1 protein-coding gene is annotated in these 461 nt (G+C 60.1%); it reads left to right on the forward strand.

Annotated elements, in window-relative coordinates; all coding sequences use genetic code 11:
* The coding region (locus H7995_RS28615; RefSeq protein ID WP_244647844.1) for a DUF6396 domain-containing protein at positions 1 to 461 on the forward strand (461 nt) is incomplete at both ends.

A 461-nucleotide genomic window follows, 5' to 3' on the forward strand; every position in this document is an offset into this window, starting at 1 on the left:
CTCGCAAACTATTCCTACGCCCACCCCAAAGTCCCCGAAATCAACGACATCCTCCCGTTGCCACCGGCCAAGCTGCCCGCCTGGAACGGTAAGCTGCAATGGCTAGAAGAGCGCCTGGCCAATGTCCCGCCCGAAAAGCCCAGCGCCGTACTGATCAAGCAACTGGCCAATGCCATGGTGCTCGACCCCGCGACCGGCAGACCCATGCCGGGCTCACCCTCGTTCAGCGAGAACAACTTCATCGGACCCACTTGCTTCAGCGGCGAAGCCTGCCCGCAGAGCGGCTACTGGAAGATCATGTGGGCCGGTCGCCATGAGTTCTATCAGTTGGTGGGCAGGAATGTGGCCCGCCATTTCTCTCAAGGCGAGCTCATGCCTATGGGCCTCGTAGGTTTTTATCAGCAGCGTATTTGGCCCCTGCCCGAGAAATACCGGCAAGGGCCTATAGGGATCAACTGGGG

This window comes from Pseudomonas kielensis (assembly GCF_014236655.1).
GTDB classification, from domain to species: domain Bacteria; phylum Pseudomonadota; class Gammaproteobacteria; order Pseudomonadales; family Pseudomonadaceae; genus Aquipseudomonas; species Aquipseudomonas kielensis.